The sequence below is a fragment of the Cellvibrio fibrivorans genome, assembly GCF_031457055.1.
In the GTDB taxonomy this organism is placed as follows: domain Bacteria; phylum Pseudomonadota; class Gammaproteobacteria; order Pseudomonadales; family Cellvibrionaceae; genus Cellvibrio; species Cellvibrio fibrivorans.
In genome coordinates, this window is the sequence record NZ_JAVDVX010000006.1 from 32,569 (window position 1) to 52,978 (window position 20,410).

At 48.5% G+C, this 20,410-nt stretch carries 19 protein-coding genes; 3 read left to right on the forward strand and 16 right to left on the reverse strand.

Going from position 1 to position 20,410, the window contains the following annotated elements:
* Positions 1-6: 6 nt before the first annotated feature.
* The 5 genes from J2X05_RS15525 to J2X05_RS15545 are packed head-to-tail and all read right to left on the reverse strand — an operon-like array spanning position 7 to position 7,031.
* On the reverse strand, positions 7-4,320 hold the full coding sequence (locus tag J2X05_RS15525) for a pilus assembly protein (RefSeq protein ID WP_310074071.1): 4,314 nt from the start codon (positions 4,318-4,320) through the stop codon (positions 7-9).
* Between the two features lie 13 nt (positions 4,321-4,333).
* Positions 4,334-4,912 (reverse strand): pilus assembly PilX family protein, encoded by a 579-nt coding sequence (locus tag J2X05_RS15530; RefSeq protein ID WP_310074072.1) that lies wholly within the window; start codon positions 4,910-4,912, stop codon positions 4,334-4,336.
* Between the two features lie 11 nt (positions 4,913-4,923).
* Positions 4,924-5,967 (reverse strand): PilW family protein, encoded by a 1,044-nt coding sequence (locus J2X05_RS15535; RefSeq protein ID WP_310074074.1) that lies wholly within the window; start codon positions 5,965-5,967, stop codon positions 4,924-4,926.
* An 11-nt stretch (positions 5,968-5,978) separates the two neighbouring features.
* The gene (gene pilV, locus J2X05_RS15540) at positions 5,979-6,455 is read right to left on the reverse strand and encodes a type IV pilus modification protein PilV (RefSeq protein WP_310074076.1); all 477 of its coding nucleotides are present in this window, start codon (positions 6,453-6,455) and stop codon (positions 5,979-5,981) included.
* Positions 6,456-6,488: 33 nt separating this feature from the next.
* The gene (locus J2X05_RS15545; RefSeq protein WP_310074078.1) at positions 6,489-7,031 is read right to left on the reverse strand and encodes a GspH/FimT family pseudopilin; all 543 of its coding nucleotides are present in this window, start codon (positions 7,029-7,031) and stop codon (positions 6,489-6,491) included.
* Positions 7,032-7,263: 232 nt separating this feature from the next.
* Between J2X05_RS15545 and J2X05_RS15550 the strand changes: the two genes are divergently transcribed.
* Positions 7,264-7,791, forward strand: coding sequence for a GspH/FimT family pseudopilin (locus J2X05_RS15550; protein WP_310074079.1), 528 nt, complete (start codon positions 7,264-7,266; stop codon positions 7,789-7,791).
* Positions 7,792-7,816: 25 nt separating this feature from the next.
* On the opposite strand, the gene ispH is transcribed toward J2X05_RS15550, so the two are convergent.
* The 7 genes from ispH to murJ all read right to left on the reverse strand — a co-directional run bounded on the left by ispH (position 7,817) and on the right by murJ (position 15,935).
* Positions 7,817-8,755 carry a 4-hydroxy-3-methylbut-2-enyl diphosphate reductase gene (gene ispH, locus J2X05_RS15555; RefSeq protein ID WP_310074080.1) on the reverse strand — a complete coding sequence of 313 codons (939 nt, stop codon included), beginning with the start codon at positions 8,753-8,755 and terminating at the stop codon, positions 7,817-7,819.
* A gap of 2 nt (positions 8,756-8,757) precedes the next feature.
* Positions 8,758-9,207: an FKBP-type peptidyl-prolyl cis-trans isomerase gene (locus J2X05_RS15560; protein WP_310074081.1), complete on the reverse strand. Its 450-nt coding sequence runs from the start codon at positions 9,205-9,207 to the stop codon at positions 8,758-8,760.
* Positions 9,200-9,709, reverse strand: a complete 510-nt coding sequence (gene lspA / locus J2X05_RS15565) for a signal peptidase II (RefSeq protein ID WP_310074082.1) — start codon at positions 9,707-9,709, stop codon at positions 9,200-9,202. The genes J2X05_RS15560 and lspA overlap by 8 nt, the downstream gene beginning before the upstream one ends.
* A gap of 128 nt (positions 9,710-9,837) precedes the next feature.
* Positions 9,838-12,768 carry an isoleucine--tRNA ligase gene (locus tag J2X05_RS15570; protein ID WP_310074084.1) on the reverse strand — a complete coding sequence of 977 codons (2,931 nt, stop codon included), beginning with the start codon at positions 12,766-12,768 and terminating at the stop codon, positions 9,838-9,840.
* A 59-nt stretch (positions 12,769-12,827) separates the two neighbouring features.
* Positions 12,828-13,322 (reverse strand): MgtC/SapB family protein, encoded by a 495-nt coding sequence (locus tag J2X05_RS15575; RefSeq protein ID WP_310074086.1) that lies wholly within the window; start codon positions 13,320-13,322, stop codon positions 12,828-12,830.
* 19 nt (positions 13,323-13,341) lie between these two features.
* Positions 13,342-14,298 (reverse strand): bifunctional riboflavin kinase/FAD synthetase, encoded by a 957-nt coding sequence (gene ribF, locus J2X05_RS15580; protein ID WP_310074088.1) that lies wholly within the window; start codon positions 14,296-14,298, stop codon positions 13,342-13,344.
* A 122-nt stretch (positions 14,299-14,420) separates the two neighbouring features.
* Positions 14,421-15,935 (reverse strand): murein biosynthesis integral membrane protein MurJ, encoded by a 1,515-nt coding sequence (murJ, locus tag J2X05_RS15585; protein WP_374725283.1) that lies wholly within the window; start codon positions 15,933-15,935, stop codon positions 14,421-14,423.
* Between the two features lie 274 nt (positions 15,936-16,209).
* Here murJ and J2X05_RS15590 point away from each other — a divergent pair, with 274 nt between their 5' ends.
* A complete protein-coding gene (locus J2X05_RS15590; protein WP_310074093.1) occupies positions 16,210-16,512 on the forward strand; it encodes a YebG family protein in 303 nt (100 codons plus the stop codon).
* A 384-nt stretch (positions 16,513-16,896) separates the two neighbouring features.
* Positions 16,897-17,778: a transporter substrate-binding domain-containing protein gene (locus J2X05_RS15595; RefSeq protein ID WP_310074096.1), complete on the forward strand. Its 882-nt coding sequence runs from the start codon at positions 16,897-16,899 to the stop codon at positions 17,776-17,778.
* 56 nt (positions 17,779-17,834) lie between these two features.
* On the opposite strand, the gene J2X05_RS15600 is transcribed toward J2X05_RS15595, so the two are convergent.
* From J2X05_RS15600 to J2X05_RS15615, 4 genes are read right to left on the reverse strand one after another with little or no spacing between them, the layout of a single operon-like run.
* Complete coding sequence (locus J2X05_RS15600) at positions 17,835-18,578, reverse strand: ABC transporter ATP-binding protein (RefSeq protein ID WP_310074098.1); 744 nt, start codon at positions 18,576-18,578, stop codon at positions 17,835-17,837.
* A complete protein-coding gene (locus tag J2X05_RS15605; RefSeq protein WP_310074100.1) occupies positions 18,568-19,326 on the reverse strand; it encodes an ABC transporter permease in 759 nt (252 codons plus the stop codon). Before J2X05_RS15605 ends, J2X05_RS15600 begins: the two co-directional genes overlap by 11 nt.
* 36 nt (positions 19,327-19,362) lie before the next feature.
* Positions 19,363-19,782: a cupredoxin domain-containing protein gene (locus J2X05_RS15610; protein ID WP_310074103.1), complete on the reverse strand. Its 420-nt coding sequence runs from the start codon at positions 19,780-19,782 to the stop codon at positions 19,363-19,365.
* Positions 19,779-20,399 carry an SCO family protein gene (locus J2X05_RS15615; protein WP_310074106.1) on the reverse strand — a complete coding sequence of 207 codons (621 nt, stop codon included), beginning with the start codon at positions 20,397-20,399 and terminating at the stop codon, positions 19,779-19,781. The genes J2X05_RS15610 and J2X05_RS15615 overlap by 4 nt, the downstream gene beginning before the upstream one ends.
* Positions 20,400-20,410: the final 11 nt, after the last annotated feature.

Sequence of the window (20,410 nt, forward strand, 5' to 3'; positions counted from 1 at the left end):
CCACACCTATTGTACTTGACGCCAGGATTGACGCCCTTCAGTACCGGCGTCATATTCCGCTTCAATATTGAGTAAAGTAGCATCAGTGCCGCTTCCTATAATTGCACCTTTACCAGCCTCTCCCAGTTGTCCAAAACCAACATCACCCAAGACTAAAAATTCATTTAATACACTATTAATAGGTGGTGGATTACCATTGGATCTATCGCCTACTGCTTTCACTGCCATCAGCCAGCTGCGACCGCCATATTCACACGCAAATCCAGAAGGAATTAAGGTTGGGAAAATCAACCAATCCTGCAACAACAATGATTTGGTCGTAACGCGCTCGCCCGGTGTATCACCGAAATCCAAGTACCATCCGTTATTAATAGCCCAGTCGGGTGACTGTACAGGCAAAGCAACATCTTGCTTCACCTTGCGGCTATTGGGTGTATAGGTCGTATCCAATTCTTTCTTAAATAAACTTGTGCGGGCAACCGTTCTGCCCACATCTGCTATCGCGTAAAAGCTGTGTACAGGAGTCGCCGCCGCGGTGTTATCGCCTGCTTCGAAGTATTTGCCTGTACCGAAATACACCATCACATTGTCATTCTTGAGCGCATTTAACCCCAGTGTCGGCGCCGCAGAAATGGGCTGAGCATTGCCACCCGCACCATTTTTATCCGTCGCAGCAAACAGCAAATAATCTTTTTTCCAATCGCTGGCGCTGGTGCCAAATAAGTTAAAGCGCCACAAATTACCACTAAGATCACCGGCGTAGGCCACCTCTACTTGACCAATAACATTTGGCAACAGCGCTGGAGCAGACAGACCTGTGCCAACACCCGCATCCAGTATCTTGGTGTAACTGGGATTCTTGGGAGCCTCTATATCAACCACAAATAAACTTGAGGTGCTGCCACTGCTACTGCCATTGCCAAATACCACCGCCCAGCGATCATTTTTCATTGGAACAATTAATGGTTTACCCAGAACATAACCCAGCTGGGGGTAATCTGCAGCACTTAGCTCCCAAAGTACCTTCGGTGTTGGGTCCGTAACGTCTAATGCATAAACGCCACGCCCACCGGCTCCCAAAGTTCCCACAATTATTGTGCGCCAGTTGCCACCAATAAACACATCGCCAACGGTGATGGGGCCATCTACGATGAACTGATGCGGATTTGCCTTGGAGCCATAATCAGCCTGAGCTGTCAATGCCAACTTTGGAAAGGCAATGCCAGGTATATAGGCGAAAAGCTCCACAAACGTTTTAGTTTTAGCTTTATCTGCAGGCGTCTCAAAGGCATGCACAGCCCCATCATTCGACCCAACAAAAACGCGCGGTTTTTTTGCTTTTTTCAGTTTAACGAAGTCACTGTAACTACTTCCACCGACGGGCAAACGGTTGTAACGAAAGTCCTGAGCGCCTACATAAGCCGGGCTTGAATTGACAATATCCCCTAATATTACTCTTTTGGTCCCAGTACCACGCTTACGTAATTTATCAATGTCTGTCTCGTAGGTCGCATTTCCCAACAGCCAATCCGCACGCTTTTCTGCTTGCGTGTAGCCCGTATCACCCGTTAATTTCAGCAAATCTTTCTGTGCTGTGGTTAATGAAGCCCAGTTAAATGTACCCAAATTGCCGGCAGCATTGATGGTATAAACGGTTCTACCGCTGCCGCTTTTGGGCATACTGTTAGCATCTTCCGTAGTACCCACTGGTGCCGCAGGCAGATTACCCTCGTCATCAAACTCAAATACATTTAACTCACCAGTCCAGTTCTCGCTATTAAATTGCGCCTGGAATACATAAGAACCTTCTGATAAGCGAGTCGAGTTTGTTGCTACCGCAGATGCAGAACCTGTAGCTTTAGCAACATCTCTAAATGCATCCTCCAAGGATTTTTCAAGCTGCCGTGGATCAGTAGCATAATAGTAACTTTCTGGCTTTGCAGTTTTTATAGCTGCAAGCAAATCAGCATCTGTATAAGCAGTGCCTTTCGCTTCTTTTACTTCATCAACGAATGCATCGCTATACCCACCCCATTTCGCAGCGTAGTAAAGCGGCGACTCCAGCAGCGAGCCACCATCATTGCCGACAGTATAGCTTTTCAAGTTTTCCGCATTGCCACTGGTACAATTAGAACATTCATAGGCGCTGTAACCATTGATACCGCTGTGCACATGAAAACCATCATTGGTTGTACCGCTAATCACATAACCAAAGCCCATTACATTAGGCGTAGACTGGGCAACCACATCGGTGGTCACACTCACAGTTGTTGCTGTTACTGCGTATTTAATAACACCCCACATATCCTGGTCGTAGTCTCCACCCTGCTCACTATCCTCCCAGTTCACATACAATGTACCGCTAGTCTTATCAGTAGATTGAGAAAGAATTTTAAAGTCAACAATGGCGCAGTTAGACTCTGGCGAGATAGATTTATTGCGACAAGCCGGCAGAATGGTCACTTTTTTACCTGAACCATTAGGCACATCAATAGTGACCTTGGGAAGTGCCGGCGACAGAGCAACTCCATAGGTTCTTACACTCTGCGTACCTTTTACTGCAGTGGGAATAAGGTCATTGGTTCTGGCGTAGTGGGCCAAACCAGCAATTTGATAACTACCCTGAAGCCTTGGCGCATCCGGGCAAGTTCCTCTCACCGCCGACAAGCTGGTGATGGGCTTTTTGGTGCACAACTCATCGGCGTTGGTGCCATTGCTACCTATAAAAAAATTGCCCGTTAAATTTTCATGGCTGGCATCGGCAATTTTGTTTGTCCAGTCGTTTACCGTAACGCCAATATCTGCTGCAGCTCCCAAATTATCACCATCATAAGATGTTGTGGACGCATTGAACTGCAATACGTTTAGGGGGGCGCAATAATTTGCAGATGTTACAGGTGCAGGCGTCCAGGACGCCTCAGTCAGCCCGGCAATACGGGATGCGTCATTTTTTGCGGTATTGGTTTCAACGTAATCCGCATTAGCACTCTTGCCGGCCAAGTACCGTAGGGACTCCAGAAATATTTCTGCTTGCGGATTACCCCAGTTACTACAGTCGGCGTTGGAGAACGAGCCTAATCCCCAGCTACAGTTATCGCTACCTGTTGCACCAAAATAGGTGCCGTCTGAATAACGATACCCATAGGGACGCAATGAGTTCAGGGTTTTGATAGCACCATCAGCATTGGTAAACGTACCGTTGGTAGTCGCATTGATTTCAGCACTCATATTGCCGATGGCTTTTCTTAAAATGCCACCTGACTTATTTTTACTGTAAGAGCCGGTTAACAGACCGAAGTTGATTTTAGCAACTGAAGATCCATCGCGAATCTCGCCATATTTTTGTAATAAACCTTCCGGTTTTTTATTCCCGCTGGGATAAAGGTAGCAATTGGACTCTTCCAAGCCTGACTTACATACCTCAACGCGCGCATAAAATTCTCCACTCGCTGAGCCTGTGCCCAACTTGTTGGCATTAACTGGGGTATCTGTATAGGAAAAAACACCGGTAACCGCAGAAGCATTGCCATTGGGTGCCGACACTTCGCTGTTCCAACGACATTGCCAGCGCTCATTACTGGCCCAAAACGTATAATTCCCTTTTGCAACTCTCAACAGAGGAGCATTGGTGACGTTTTGTGAAAGCGCAGATCCACCCGGCGTAGTATTACAAATAGTAATACCTGTCTCTTTGACGCCAGTTAAACCAACAGGAACTGTAGCTGTATCACCAAACGGCGTTAATTTGCCTAAATCAGTGCCATTGTAAAATTTGGCAAACGAATGCGCATCATGAGGTAAAAATGCACGCTCAAGAACCGTCACTGTGGCGCTGTCGGTAGAGCGCAAACCGCCGTACAGAATTTTACGAATGGAATCGACACGGGTCATGCTCGACCAGTTTAAAAAATTGCCGCTCCACTCGCTGCTGCCACCGGTATAATTACAGTACCCGTTATTATCCACTAAACGGCTGGGTACGAACCTGTTGCTAGTAGTGTTGTAGGTGTAACACTTTTCACTATCAAAATAACCGTAGTAGTCGTAGCTATTTTTGTAGGTGGTATCCTCGCCACCGCCATCAAGATCAGAATAATCATCGTATATTTTGTAATACAGTTGATGATCCTTTGACATATTGAGCATCATAATCGGCACAACAGGGTTCGACAAAAACAGTGGATCCTGCGATGGCGCCGCATGAGCTGAATGCGCAATCGCTATACTCAAAACTCCCACCAACAAACTAATATTGATTTTGCGCAACGGGAGATACCCGGCAATATCGCAACATTTGGCAACATAGTGTTGAATTGACATAGCTTAATCTCCGTTACTTAAAACGACGTTTGTAGGCTGACTGTAAGACCACTCTGGTATCTTGACTTAACCCAACTCCTTTTGCGGTCACGCGATAAGGAACGGCATCTCCTGTAGTCATCATGCCAGCAACATCGATTGCACTACCCTCTGCTGCTGCACTTGCCCCCATATCTACTTGCAATTCTTCTATTAGATAACTCGGTTTACTCGCAACCTCTTCAATTACCAATAGGGATTCTTTGGCAGAAAGTTTCCAAGCTGCATCGGCCATGTAGAGCACTGAATTTTGCGGATTAATACTTAAATCCTGACAAAGTCCTGACTCCTGGACACACTCAAAAGGGTCCAACGTTTTATTGTTCGGCCCCACTATACTCTCACCCTCACGTAACGCTGACTCAGTTGCCTGGAAGGCAATATTGCGGTCACGCATATTGCCCGCCATATTTTCTTGCAATCCTGTTCCGCGGATAGCGGACAAACTAACTATGGTAATTAACAACACCATAACCAACCCAACAATCAAGACCACCCCCGCCTGCTTAACCGGCATAGGAGAATAGTTGTGATAAAACCGTTTGCTTCTCATCATTGACGCCCTTATTGAATGCGACTGCGAATACCGACAGTAGTGCTAAACACTTGCCGAAGGTAACGATCACTCGCGCCGTTGATATTGGGTGGATTCACAATGGCCCCAGCAAAGGTGTAGGGCTGGGTTGCATCGACCACATTATTTTCAATACTCCGTACTACTAATTCGACCCGAATTGAAGTGACCAGCGCCCACTCAGCAGCAGCAAGCACCTCTGCCAACCGATACACCTCTGGGTTGGCGGATGTCGCGTAGGTAATCCGCATATGCTCAACCCCCTCTAACAATTCCAATGCTGTATCGTCATTAGTTTTCTGCCAAAGACTTGGCGTACCGGTAGGTCCTTCCGCCAGAAAATACACCACCGAATTCATTGCCGACACTTCGCCTGTATTAAAATTTTGGGTGGGAGTAATGCCGCCACCCCAGTTGTCGTTGTGCCTGAGGTGAAAGACATTTGCGCCCACAGCCAAGGGTATTTCTGCAAGACGAAACACGCGCGCCTTAAAACAATCGCTCACCACCACTGCAGAGCCCAAACACATACCAGCAATGCAACCCTGTCCATTTACTGGCTCGGGACTGTAGGCATATATCCCACTGGAATCATTCGGGTTAGATACGGGCAGACCAACTTCATTCGCTGTGCGCAACACCAGCACATTGGCAGTTTTACCCACTAAGGGCTTTAATCCTGCACCTAAATCACTAACACCACCGGGAAGTGATTCCACACTGGTATAGCCCCGCACGCCCTCAGCAAAATTTCCGTGCAAATCCTCAATCACCATAGCGCCATTTTGCAGCGCTGCGCTAGGCACACCTGCCTGCGGACGATAACAACCATAGTAGGCAGCCATGCGGATATCACGCGCTAAAAAATCGACTGCCAATCGCCCGGTTTCTTGAATGCGCGACATGGCTTGCTGTGTACTAAATACCGTTTTGCTTGATAAAAAAACTTGCACCACTCCGGTCATCAGTACCAAACCAAGAGCAATAGCGATCATTAATTCAACCAGAGATAAACCTGCCTGCCGCAAATGCATAAGAGTAATCCTCAAAACCGAGCACTGTAGGTAAATGTAGTTTTGTTTTCTGCCACATTTCCTGTGCTATTTAGTTCATCCCACTCGATAGTTAACTGGCATACCCGGGTTGCCGCATCACAAGCAATACCGCCGCTGCCGTTTGGCAGCTCGGCAGAAATATTGCGCCTCCACGCATGCAAATCAGCAGCTGCAAGGGGTGTCAATACAGGAGCAGCATCCTCAGGCACATGAAGCAGTGCCGAGTTGTAAGAGGCCAATGCATTTACGTTAATACGCATACGGTCCAACATATCGTATGCAAATATATTTGCCTGAGAACGAAAGTATGCACCTTGATTAAACTGCAATGAGCGCGTTTGCATAGCGCCTAACGCCAACAATGATGTAGATAAAATCAACAGTGTCACCAAGACTTCAATCAAGCCCACTCCCGCCTGTTGGCCAGCAAAAAAATGCCGCGCTTTTCTAGCTAAAGATACACCCATAAAATTATCTCCCCCTCATGAGGCACTACCCGGCTAGTAAGCCGTACAAGCAGCACTGTTTACCGATACCAAACCAGACAAGCCTATATCAATTCGACGCGCCGCTTTACCTGTGCATTTTTTTAATTCTGCCGCAATCACCACGGGCTTTTCGTTGACACGCGCAAGCGTACCCAAACTGGTGTAACGGATAAAATTCACATCAATAGCATCACTCCGCACAGTGATGAGAGCATCCACATTCTGCCTTTCCCACACCCGCAAAACCAATCCAACAACAGGAGGCGTTGCAGTATCGTTTGCTGCAGTATCGACAAAAGCCATAAACCCATCGGTCCATACACCGTCACAAGCCGTACCATTTTTGCTTGCACACAAGCTAACCCGTCCCGCTCGTTTAACCGCTTCAGAGCGGGTATAATTAACCGCTGACGCAAAATCTTCACCCAGTGCAATCGAACGATTATTTAATATTTGAGCCTGAAAACTAGGCACGGCAATGGATAGACCTATGGCAACAATAGCCACAGTCACCATCAACTCGACCAGCGTAAAGCCCTTATTTCGATAAACCATATAGCCCTCTCTCCCACCCTGATCCACGGACAACAAAGATCAGCATTATCAATCACACAACGAATAGACGCCGCTGTTTTACCAATTTATACTGGATTAGCCTATCACGCTCGCACGATGGAGTTGTGTCTAGTACGACATATGGCATAGCCAACTGAATGAACGGCGGCGCGTGACGCGCAAAGCAACACAATATTATTTGGACTTTAGATCACAACAAAGGAATGCAGTTATGAAATCCCAAGGATTCACCCTACTGGAACTACTTGTCACCCTCTCCATCCTCTGTATCGTCCTCTCGTTAGGCATCCCCAGCTTCAACAAACAAATCAGTGAGTCGCGCACCAAAACGGCGGCACTTGCACTGCTAGATGCGATAGAAACCACGCGGGCAACTGCAGTATTCCGCAATCAACACGTGTTATTACAATCCACCAACAAAAAATGGCACCAAGGCTGGACCCTGTTTGTAGATAACAATAACAACGGCACACTCGACAATGACGATGAAACCCTTAGCGTTAATAATGGGCTGGATGCTGTGATCACGCACGCCAAGGCACCGATGAATGGCTATGTTGCGTTTATCGGGACAGGTGAAGGGCGGCAACTGGGCACAGGCGGTATCGGTGGTTTTCTCGCCGGCACTATCAAAATTTGCCCCAAAGCGGAAGGAGATGGCTACAGCTTGATACTGTCGAGAGGAGGGAGAACAAGAGTGGGGAAGCTTACTAACGCGGATTGTGACGCTATCCGCTAACATCTGAAAACTAACTGCAGATCGCTCAGATCCGCAGCGCTTTAGGGAGAGAAAAACTAATATTTTCCGGAGTGCCGTCCATCTCAATTGGCGCTTCGGCTCCGCAGGCTTTGAGCTTATCAATAACCTGTTTTACCAGGACTTCAGGTGCGGAAGCACCGGCCGTAATACCAATGCTGGTGCGATTTTTAATCCACTCAGGATTAATATCATCAGGACCATCAATTAAATAGGCTTCAGTACCGCAGCGTTCGGCGAGCTCACGCAAACGATTGGAATTCGATGAATTAGGCGAGCCAACTACAAGAACCAAATCACATTCAAGTGCGAGTTGACGCACAGCGTCTTGACGATTAGTGGTTGCGTAGCAAATATCATCGCGGCGCGGCCCCTGAATTTTGGGAAATTTATTGCGCAGGGCTTCGATAACTTTGGCAGTGTCATCCATAGACAAAGTAGTCTGGGTTACATATGCAAGGTTTTCAGGGTCATGCACAATTAGTGCATCAACATCCGCTTCATCTTCCACCAGATAAATTGCGCCACCGTTGCTGGTATTGTATTGCCCCATAGTGCCTTCAACTTCCGGGTGGCCTTCATGCCCAATCAAAATACATTCGCGGCCTTCACGGCTGTAGCGAGTGACTTCGATATGCACTTTGGTTACCAACGGACAAGTCGCATCAAAAATTTGTAAGCCGCGCTCTTCTGCTTCTTTACGCACTGCTTGCGATACGCCGTGGGCACTGAAAATCAAAATAACATCGTCAGGAACCTGCTCCACTTCATCAACAAAAATCGCACCGCGCTCGCGCAATGAATCCACTACAAATTTGTTATGCACAACTTCGTGACGCACATAAATCGGCGCGCCAAAAACATCGAGCGCACGATTAACTATGTCGATCGCACGGTCGACGCCTGCACAAAAACCACGGGGATTGGCGAGCTTGATTTGGGTCATGATCAGTGCACCTGGACCGGTTCGATTTTGATAATAGCGACTTCAAATAAAATATCACGCCCGGCGAGTGGATGGTTAAAATCTACCACTACCACCTCATCATCATAGCGCTGCACTACACCGGGTAATTCGGTTTTTTGTGCATCGGCAAATGACAACATCAAGCCCTCACTTAATTCCAAATCGGGGCTGAATTGGCTGCGGGCGATTTCCTGAATATTATTGGGGTTGCGCTGACCAAAACCGTCCTCCGGTTTTATCACCACCGTTTTATGCTCCCCCTCCAACATACCAAACAACGCCTTTTCAAAGCCGGGCAGCAAGTTGCCGTCACCCACAGTGAAAGTGGCTGGAGCGCGCTCAAAGTTGGAATCAACCATATCGCCGTTATCTAACTGCAGGGCAAAATGCAGAGTAATTTTAGTACCAGGGCCAATCGCTAATTCACGCATTTGTTTTCTTCTCTTTACTGTTTTCTTTACTGAACAACATATCGATGATCAATACTGCTGCACCCAAGGTGATAGCCGAATCGGCAAGGTTAAATGCGGGCCAATAATTATCTTCATAGTGCACCACAATAAAATCCACTACATGGCCTAGTAGAATACGATCATAAAGATTACCCAGTGCACCACCGAGGATAAACGCCAGCGCAAACGCCTCGCGCGGCTTTTGCTGTGCCGTGCGCGCAATCCACACACTCAGGAGCACGCTGGCAGCGATGGCGATCACCGCAAAAAACCAGCGCTGCCAACCACCCGCTCCCGCAAGAAAACTAAATGCTGCACCGGGATTGTAGGCCAGGGTGAAGTTAAAAAATGATGTGAATACTTTTGTTTCACCGTATTCAAACGCCGCTTCTATGGCATGTTTGCTGGCTTGGTCCAACAGCAAAATAACCACCGCCGTTAAATACCAGAACCAAGGCTTTTGATAAATTTTCTCTGCCATTATTTACACTTCACCCTGACTGAATCATTCACAACGCGTAGGGGCGCCGCTTGCTTCGCCCATTAAAACACTCAATACAACATCGAAACAAAAAAGGGCGCGACAAGCGACGCCCCCTACTAAAGCAATTAGGCGAATTGACGGGCTTCACCAGCACCATCCACGTTTGTTACGCAACGCAAACAAATGGTTGGATGCGCAGCATTGGCGCCCACGTCGGCACGATGATGCCAACAGCGTTCGCATTTCGCATGCTCGGATTTCTTCACCGCCACTTGTAAACCGGCCACATCAGTTGCAACTGCTTCTTGCGCTTCGCTGAGCGGACGAACCTCTGCAGTGGATGTGATCAATACAAAGCGCAATTCATTGGCGAGCTTGTGCAATTCGCTTTGCAATTTTTCATCGCAATACAAAATTACTTCCGCGCCCAAAGAGCCACCCACTTCACCCGCAGTGCGTTTTGCTTCCAGCACTTTGTTTACGGCATCTTTAACTTGGGCGATCAATTCCCAGTAGCTGTCTGCAAAGGAATCCGCTGGCATTGTGGGCAATTGGTACCACTCAGCGACAAACACATTGGCTTCGCGTTCACCGGCAATTTCTTTCCAGATTTCGTCGGCAGTGAAACTTAAAATTGGCGCAATCCAGCGCACCATTGCTTCAATCACATATTGCAATGCGGTTTGCGCCGAGCGGCGTGCAAGGGCATCGCCTTTTACGGTGTACTGGCGGTCTTTAATAATATCGAGATAGAAACCGCCCAATTCAACTACGCAGAAGTTGTGCAATTTTTGGTAAATCAAATGCAATTGGTAGCTATCGTAAGCGGCGATAATTTCTTGCTGCAATTGCGCAGTGCGCGCCACAATCCAGCGATCCAACTGCAGCATATTTTCAACTGGCACAGTATCAGCTGCCGGATTAAATCCAGTGAGGTTGGACAAAATAAAACGCGCGGTGTTGCGGATGCGACGATAAGAATCGGCAGTACGCTTTAAGATCTCATCAGACACACTCATCTCAGTGCTGAAATCAGTCGCAGCAACCCACAGGCGCAATACATCAGCGCCCAAATCGTTCATCACTTTTTGTGGCGGGATTACATTTCCAATTGATTTGGACATTTTGCGCCCTTGCGCATCCACCACAAAGCCATGCGTCAATACAGTTTTGTATGGCGGGACAGCGTGCATCGCCATAGAGGTTTTAAGCGATGATTGGAACCAGCCGCGATGTTGGTCTGATCCCTCCAGATACAAATCCGCAGGGAAACGCAGACCGGCGCGCTGCGCGAGCACCGCGTAATGGGTCACACCGGAATCAAACCAGACATCCAAAGTGTCGGTGACTTTTTGATATTTATCAGCATCCGCGCCGAGCAATTCTACGGCATCCAATTCGAACCAGGCGTCCATTCCACCCTGCTCTACTTTTTGGGCAACTGCTTCAATCAAGCGCGCTGTTTCCGGATGCAACTCTTGCGTTTCTTTATTCACAAACAACGCAATTGGAACACCCCAGGTGCGCTGACGGGAGATGCACCAATCGGGCGAAGTCGCGAGCATTGCATCGATACGCGCCTTGCCCCAATCCGGCACCCACTCAACCGATTCCACCGCTTGCGCAACCTGATCGCGCAAATTGTTTTTGCTCATGCTCACAAACCATTGCGGTGTTGCACGGAAAATCAGCGGGGTTTTAGTGCGCCAGCAATGGGGGAAGCTGTGCGTAATTTTTGCCTGCGCCAGCAATGCATTTTTTTCGATTAACAAAGCGATAACTTTTTCATCGACTTTGTAGACGTGATCGCCTGCAAAAATTTCTACGTTCGGGCGATAGGTGCCATGATCGTCGATATAGTTCAGGGTGCCTATGCCGTATTTCACGCCGACATTAAAGTCATCTGCGCCGTGATCCGGTGCAGTGTGAACAAAACCGGTACCGGCATCGGTAGTCACGTGATCACCGAGAATCACCGGAACCTGACGGGCATAGAAAGGATGTTGCAGCAACATATTTTCTAGTGCTGCGCCCTTTATACGACCAACAATTTCACAAGATGCAGCAGCATCAATAATCTTCTTAACCGCTCTCCCACCTTCGTTTGCAGCCTCTATTAACGGAGCCAAAGGAATGTCGAGTTCGTAAACATCTTCTCTGAGTCCATCATCTCGAACTACTGATTGAATTTTTTTGGCAGCTATACGCGCTGTAACGCTCCCATATAACGCTTCTGCTATTAACAAACGCTCATCGCCAACCTGTATCAGCACATAATCCACTTCCGCATTTGCAGACACGGCTTGGTTAGCAGGCAGGGTCCAAGGTGTAGTAGTCCAAATCACTAAAGAAATTTGCCCACTGCCTTGAAGATTTTCAATTTTGTTGGCGACCGCAGCTTGATCAACAAACGCAAATTTTACGTCGATAGAAAAAGACGTTTTATCCTGATATTCCACTTCCGCCTCGGCGAGGGCGGAACCGCCGACCACACTCCAATACACCGGTTTAAAACCTTTGTGCAGATGGCCGTTGTCGGCAATTTTGCCGAGCGCGCGAATAATATCGGCCTCGAATTTGTAATCCATGGTGAGATAAGGTTTATCCCACTCACCTAAAACGCCCAAACGGATAAAGTCAGCCTTTTGGCCTTCGACTTGTTTGGCGGCGTATTCGCGGCATTTATTGCGGAAGGTTTTTACATCAACCTTATCGCCCGCTTTGCCGATTTTTTTCTCGACGTTGTGCTCAATCGGCAAACCATGACAGTCCCAGCCCGGCACATAGGGCGCATCAAAACCACTCAAGGTTTTGCTCTTGACGATAATGTCTTTAAGAATTTTGTTAACCGCGTGACCGATATGAATATCGCCGTTGGCGTAGGGTGGGCCGTCATGCAAAATAAATTGCTCGCGGCCAACACGCGCAGCGCGAATCTGTTGATACAGATCGCTCGCTTGCCATTGTTTCAACATGTCCGGCTCGCGCTGGGCAAGGTTTGCTTTCATCGCAAAACCGGTATTAGGCAGATTCAGTGTTGTTTTGTAATCGATCATGATTCACGGTCAACTTGTTAACAAAAATGTTTAGAAAAATAGCGGGAACCGCCAGAAAATTATTGCTTGTCTTTCACTTCAAGCCGGTCAACCACCTTCGGCATAGTGACCAGAATTACCAAGGCCAACAACGTGCAGAGGATCGCTGAGGATTCGCGCCCCAACCCTGCCGCAACACCAATGGCTGCTGTCAACCAAATACCGGCGGCGGTTGTTAACCCTTTAAGATCCTTTTCATCATTCCCTTTCAAAATCGCCCCCGCACCGAGAAAACCAATGCCCGCAATAATGCCTTGCATTACCCGGCTTAATTCCTGCTCCGAAAGTCCTGCTTGCTGTGGAATCAATACAAACAATGCGGAACCAATGGCTACCAGCATATGCGTTTTGATACCGGCAGCTTTGCCGCGTTGCTCACGTTCAAACCCTAAGATTCCGCCCAGCAATGCAGCCATCAGCAGGCGAATTATGAGGGTGGTAATTTCACTTACATCTTTCAGATCAGAAAACTCAGTCACAACCGTGTTGGATATTTGTTGCCAGACACTGCTCATATTGAGTATTCCCGATAAATCAGCTGAGCCAATTGCCCCTGAAGAAATCCTGCCCTTGTGCAATATCCATTTGCAATTGTGCTTGCAGCTCATCCAATGAGTTGAATTTTTTTTCATCGCGTAATTTCGCATGAAAAATCACATCGATCATCGCGCCGTACACTTTGCGCGAGAAATTAAACAGGTGAACTTCCAGCAGTGGTTTCTTATCGCCAGTGACGGTAGGGCGCACACCAACGTTAGCGACACCCTGATGCACACTGCCATCGGCAAATTTCACCGTGACTGTGAATACACCGTGCAATGGTGAACGATAGCGGCGCAGATGCACATTGGCGGTGGGCACACCGAGTTTGCGCCCGAGCTGCTGGCCGTAGGCTATTCGCCCACTGATGCTGTAAGGCTTACCCAGCAGAGTTTCGGCATGGGCAAAATCACCCACTTCTAATAGCTGGCGGATGCGGGTACTGCTTACACGCTCACCGTTAATCTCCAGTGTGCAGGTGTCTGTCACACCAAAACCGCGCTCACTGCCGACTTTTTGCAGCAGGGCAAAATCGCCGCGACGATCGCAGCCGAAACGGAAATCATCGCCAACAACCAAATGCTTAATCGCCAAGCCATCAAGCAATACAGTTTCGATAAAGGCTTCGGCGGTCAGGTTGCGCAGCGCATCGTTAAACTGCACGCACAGCACCCGCGCTACGCCTGCTGCCAGCAGGGCCTGCACTTTTTCACGCAGGCGCATCAGGCGCGCGGGCGCTTTGTCACCAGAAAAAAATTCGTGGGGCTGGGGCTCAAACACAATCACCACGGCCGGTAATTGATGCTGCTGCGCCACTGCAATCAACTGGCGCAAGATAGCTTGATGACCGAGATGCACGCCGTCGAACGAGCCTATGGTAGCCACGCAGCCGCGATGCCAGGGGCGCAGGTTATGTAACCCGCGAATAAACGCATGTGCCGCTGGATTCACGCTAACTACTGCCCTCTACCAAAGTGCTTGAAAAAATGCCCGAAAAACAAGCCGGGCAGTATACAGGAGCGGCAGCGCCTGAGCCTACCCCGAGGGTAAATCAGTACGGGCAGATCACTTACTTAGTGATGGGCTTTGAAATCGCGCAGGCGCACGCCAACCGCGAAAAGCGCCGCCAGATAAACCGCAAACCCCACCACACAGACCACTGTCAGGCGCAGGACTCGCTCCAGAACACCCCAGTCAGACCAGAGGTTCCAAAAAAAGAGAAAAGCGAGCAATACCGCAACCATCGCCAAATTCGCCGCACCGTAGCGCAACCACAATTTCGGCCAGTTACTCGCAGGGTTGTAAACCTCACTTTTGCGCAAGCCCCGATAGAGCAAATACGCATTTACATAAGCTGCCATCGCCGTGGTAAACGCGAGCCCGACATGCCCTAAGCCCCAAAGCATCACCAGCGGAATGACCACAATTGGCTTCATCACAATATTGGCGATGATAGCGATAATGCCGATACGCACTGGCGATTTCATATCCTGCCGCGCGAAATAACCTGGCACTAAAACCTTAATGAGCATAAAAGCAAACAGACCAAGCGCGTAGGCCTTTAGGCTGTATGACGACATCAGGATATCGCTTGACTCCATCTCGCCATGATAGAAAAGCGTGAAGAGAATTGGCTCGGCCAGAATAATCAGCGCGAGCGTTGCAGGTAGTGCGATCAGCACCACAAAACGAATCGCCCAGTCGAGCATATGACTGAATTTTTCGCCCGACTGCGTGGCGCTGAGGCGTGATAGGCCCGGCATAATCACCGTGGCAATCGCCACACCGAAGACCCCTAGCGGCAACTCCACTAAGCGATCTGACAAGAACAACCAGCTTGCGGCGCCGTCACTCAACATGGTGGCAATCATCGAATCCAACAGCAGATTCAACTGGCTTACAGACACACCAAAAAGTGCAGGCGCCATCAGCACCAAAATACGCTTTACACCGGGGTGCGACCAATCGATCCGGGGCGATGGTAACAGATGGATCTGGCGCAAAAACGGCAGCTGGAACAACAGCGAAAAAATACCCGCCGCGACTATACTCCACGCCAATGCATAAGCGGGATTAGGGAAAAAGTCCGCCACCAGCAGCGCCGCCGCAATCATAAATATATTCAGGAAAATCGGCGTAACTGCGGGAATGGCAAAACGGTCGTAACTATTCAAGATTGCACCGGCAAGCCCGGTCAACGAAATCAGCATTAAATAGGGAAAGGTGATGCGAATAAGATCCGTCAACAGGGAAAATTTCTCCGGCTCATCGGCGTAGCCATAACCAAAGATATAGGCAAAACCGACCGCGCCGACCACACCAATCACCGTGACTAACAACAGGATTGACCCAAGGCAACCGGCCACTTTATCGACCAACTCCTTCACTGCCGCATGGGTTCCTTTTTCGCGACATTCCGACAGCACTGGAATAAACGCCTGCGAGAAGGCTCCCTCGGCAAACAAGCGGCGGAAAAAATTGGGGATTTTTTGGGCTATGACAAACGCATCCATCGCTCCACCTGCACCTAGCACCCCTACCAAAACGATATCGCGGATCAAACCCAGCACCCGCGAGACCATCGTCATAGAGCCGGTGAGCAAGCTGGAGCGCAGCAGGCTTTTGCTTTTGGGCTTGGCACCTTTTTCAGGAGCGGGGTTTTCAGGGGATGGACTGGGCAACTCGGAATCAGACACGGGCAAATCCTGCGCGGGCAAAAGAGCGGGCATTATCCAATGTCTCAAGCTCGGGAGATAGCCACCTAGCAGCGGCTCCCATCAGAAAACGCAAAAAGAAAGTTGACATTAATCGCACCGCAGAATACTGTACATAAAAACAGTAACAACTTTGAGGATTTACACAATGGCAGTAATCGCCGTTTGGCTATGTGATCGGGATGGCAGTATGTTTGAAGATAAAAAAGTCGCAGAAGAGCACGATAAATACCTGGAACTTGCCGCCAACATCACTCAATTGATTGAAGAAAATATTCCCGGTATCGATGAGAAGTACAGCGAAGCCATAGGTATTTTGCTGGCCCAGCGGCGAGAGCTGCTAGCCAAAGCCTGTAAAGGCAAGCCGGATGAATTATTACAGCCTTTCACTTACGAGAAGCCTGTAACCCTGAACAGTAAAACTGCCACAGCCACGGATAAGGATGACTAGGTAGCGGCAGTTGCTGTAGGTACCGGTGCGCCCACACTCACCGGTGCAGCCAATGGTTGCCCACACAGCCCTTGGCAGACAAACAACTGAATCACCACTTCAGTGGTTTGTACGTGTTTAGGTGTGCCTCCCGAATGATTGGATAACTACTCCCCAGCAGTTGTTTGATGATTGGGCTGCACATCTGCTTCCAATCACTTATCCCTGCCCAGCTGTCAGCCACGGCTGATGCAGGCGATAAGCTGCTTTCACCACCGCACCTTTTCCCTATGGAACCTCAACGGGTGCGGTGGTTTTTTATCGTCCTTTGATATTAAAAGCACCATGCAATTGCGCTAAATTCAACTAGAGTAAAGAAATTGTATACTAGTCGAGTGATTACCAATGTTCCGAATTTACACAACAGCTCGCACTCTGCGTTCAGCTTTCTGGCTGATCATTTTCTTATTCTGCCTGTCACTGGAAATCGCTGCAAAACCATTGCGCGTAGTTGAAGGCAGCAACAGCATAGAAAACTATGCGAGAGGGCTTTTGACGCTAGCGCTCAGTAAACTGCCGGAAAAATATGAAATAGAACAAACCATAGCGAGCAACAGCGAAGAACGCATGGTAAGCATGCTGATGGACAACCAGTTAGATGTTGTCTGGTATGCCACCACCAATGACCTGGAAGAGCGTCTGCAACCTATCCGCATTTGTATCTATCGCGGCCTGTTAGGCTACCGCGTGCTGATGATTAAAAAAGGTACCCAACATAAATTTGATGCCATTCAAACTGTGGAGGATTTGAAACGAGTATCACTTGGTCAAGGCCGCTTTTGGGCAGACACCAATGTGTTAACAGCCAATAACCTCAATGTTGTCAAAGTATTGAAGTATGAAGGGCTGTTTTACATGCTCGATGGCGACCGCTTTGATGCCTTCCCGCGCGGCGCACATGAACCCTGGTCGGAAATGCAGCGCTACCCGAAACTGGCGCTGGATGTTGAGCAAAACTTGCTCATCGCTTACACCAATCCTTTTTATTTTTTTGTGAATAAATCCAACACCAAACTGGCGGCAGATATTGAACGAGGGTTACGCATTGCCATGGAAGACGGCAGCTTTAATGAATACTTTCTCAATGACCCCACCGTAAAAGATGTGATGGCCAAAGCCAATCTGAAAAAACGCACACTCATTAAACTGGATAATCCGGGGCTGCCGAAAAAAACGCCAGTGGATGATGCATCACTCTGGTTTGATCCCTACTCCTTCACCGAGTGATGCAACATTGAAATAGAGCACCCGAAAAAACAAATCCGGCAAATGCCGGCTTTTTATTAACAGTCAATCCCGAGTTCGCGCAAAATATCATCACGCAATTGCTGCAAAGCGGGGTCTGATAATTTGCGCGGGTGCGCAAAGGGCACATCAAAAATAGTCTGGATAGTGGCCGGGCGATTGGATAGCACCACCACCCGGTTCGCTAGATGCACTGCCTCTTCCACGTCGTGGGTAATCAAAATAACTGTGTGGCGCTCCTCCTCCAAAATACGCAACAACTCGGTGCGGATGCGCAAACTCATCAACGCATCAAGCGCCGAGAAAGGCTCATCCATATAAAGAATTTCCGGTTTGACGGCGAGCGCCCGCGCGATTTCTGCGCGCTTCAACATACCGCCCGATAATTCACGCGGGTAATGTTGCTCAAATCCTTTCAAACCCACCAAATCAGCATAGTGATCGGCAACCGCCGCCTTATCGATGTGTTCATCATTTAAACCAAACATTAAATTTTGTTGCACAGTTAACCAAGGGAACACTGAGCCGTGCTGGGAAATTAAAATACCATTCGCATTCGGGCCTTTTCGCTCTACACCATCAACCGCAATACTGCCCTCATCCGGCTGCAAAAAACCGGCAATCATTTTCATCAGCGTGGATTTGCCGCACCCGGATGGGCCGACAATTGCCACAAATTCACCATCGCCAATCGTGAGGTTAATACCATCAATTACGGCTTTTGATTCACTGCCGGATGAAAAACTTTTTTTGATATTTTTAATAACAATCTTATCGGTCATAGCGCCACCTTACTGATTTATGCCCTTCCATTAGTCGCATCAAGCCGTCCAATAAAAGTCCGATGACGCCAATAATAATCATGCCCGCAATCACCAAATCGTAGCGATTACCCGCATTACGCGAATCCATAATCATGTAGCCGAGGCCGGAGCGCAGTGCAATCATTTCCGCTGCAACCACCACTAACCATGCCACACCGAGCGAGATGCGCATGCCCACAATTAAATCTGGCAATACCGCTGGAATAACGACTTGGCGATAGAGCTTATAGCGCGATACTCCAAAATTTTCCGCCGCATTTAAATAGCGCGGTTCGATGGTATGTACACCGGCAGCTGTCTGCACGATGAGCGGAAATACGGCGGCGATAAAAATCAAAAATATCGGCGATGCGTTGCCCACACCAAACCAGAGAATCGCCAGCGGAATCCATGCGATTGGCGAAATGGGGCGCATAATTTGAAACACCGGGTTTAAAGTTGCGTAAGCACCATCTACACGTCCCATCCACAACCCTAAAGGAATTGCCGTTAATACCGCCAGTAAGAAGCCAGCACCAACACGCATTAATGACGAGCTGATGTGCTCCCATAAAGTGCCGTCTTCAATTAATTCCAGCGCACCAGTTACCACCTGCAAGGGCGTAGGAAAAATCACACTGCCAGTTTTGATAACCACAATCCACCAGACCGCAATTAGCGTGGTGATCAACGCAAGCGGTGGTAATATTTTTTTGAGTTTTATCACAGAAACTACCTTTTATTATTTCAATTTTTACAACAACTAACGGAACAAATTTTTAACCCGCCATTGCAAACGATACCAACCGGGTGTCGGCTCCGGATCAACCACCACGCGCATTTGCCCACTCGCATGGGCAGTGCACGCAAAATCATATTCAGAGGCCAATTCAAATGGCAACTTAAAACTTTGCCCCGGCATAATCAGCGTGGGCCCAAACATTTGCGGCACATCATCCAGATTGCGCAACACCAACAGATCGCGCACTCCCAGCGCCAAATAAATTTGGTCAGGCAAAATGCTCACGGAATTACCTGACATACGCTGCTCCCAGGTACCCTTGGGAATTTCGAAGACTTCTTCACGGGAATCAATTCGCAGGGGAAAAAACGCGAGCAACAAAGCCGCGATAATAGCAACGCCAAATACAATCAATAACGAACGGGCAACACCTACTCTCATAGGGCAGCCTGTTGCGTTTTTTCTTGCAGCAATATGTTGATGTCGTGGGTTATGTCGGCGGCACTTTTTCCAAACGGCACCAGCGCGCGCAACAAACCATCGCGATCAATTAAATAAATATAAGAGGAATGATGCACCTCATAGGTGCCGCCATTTTTGTGCACTTCTTTTTTTGCGATTATGCCGTAGGACTGACGCAAGGACGCCAACTCATCCGCAGAGCCTGTCACACCAATAAAACGCGGATTAAAATTCGCCAGATATTCGCGCAGGCGCGCCGGAGTGTCGCGCTCGGGATCAACGGTCATATAAACCACTTGTACCTGATCGACCATGGCGCCGAGATTTTTATAGGTTTGCGCAAGGTTCGCGAGTGTCATGGGGCAGACATTAGGGCAATGGCTAAAACCAAAACCCAACACCACAATTTTGCCGCGCTGCTCGCTCAATGTGAATTGCGTATCGAGGGAGCTGGCGAGGGAAAAATCCGGAGCCATACGCGGAGGGTCAAACACACCGGATTTTAATTCCTTATTTTCTGTTGCAACATTTTCTGCCGCAACATTGCTGATAAGGCTTATGCAAAACGCAAACACCAGAATCAATCGAATCATCATCAATCCCGACA